Annotated in this window: 1 protein-coding gene; it reads left to right on the top strand. The window is 53.3% G+C overall.

Translation table 11 applies throughout. From position 1 onward, the window contains the following. A partial coding sequence (locus AB3351_RS23570) for a TRAP transporter large permease subunit (RefSeq protein WP_371149550.1) occupies positions 1–443 on the top strand: 443 nt, incomplete at both ends.

The following is a 443-nucleotide window of genomic DNA, read 5'->3' as shown; positions in this document are numbered from 1 at the left end:
AGTGCAGGCTATGATAAGAAGTATGCGATGGGTCTGGTGGCTGCGGCCGGAACCTTAGGCATCTTGATTCCGCCGAGCATTCCGCTGATCATCTACGGCATTACCGCCGAGGAATCCATCGGTAAGCTGTTCATGGCGGGAGTCATTCCAGGTCTATTGCTTGGTGGTGTGCTGATTCTCTCCGCCATCTATTACGCGCGTAAAAACGGCTATGGCAGCGATGAGAAATCAACCATGGAAACACGAGTCAAAGCGTCGCTCAAGGCGCTCTGGGGTGCGTTCCTTCCAATTCTGATTCTCGGCAGCATCTATACCGGGGTAGCGACCCCGACGGAATCGGCCGTTATTGCTGTCGTGTACGGAATTATCGTCTCGGTCGTGATCTACCGGGAGATGGGCTGGAAGGATATTCGCCCGATTATGGTCGAGACGATCAATATTAC

It is taken from the genome of Aneurinibacillus sp. REN35 (assembly GCF_041379945.2).
GTDB lineage: Bacteria > Bacillota > Bacilli > Aneurinibacillales > Aneurinibacillaceae > Aneurinibacillus.
The sequence above is the reverse complement of the archived record's forward strand: the minus strand, read 5'-3'. Positions and strand labels throughout refer to the sequence as shown.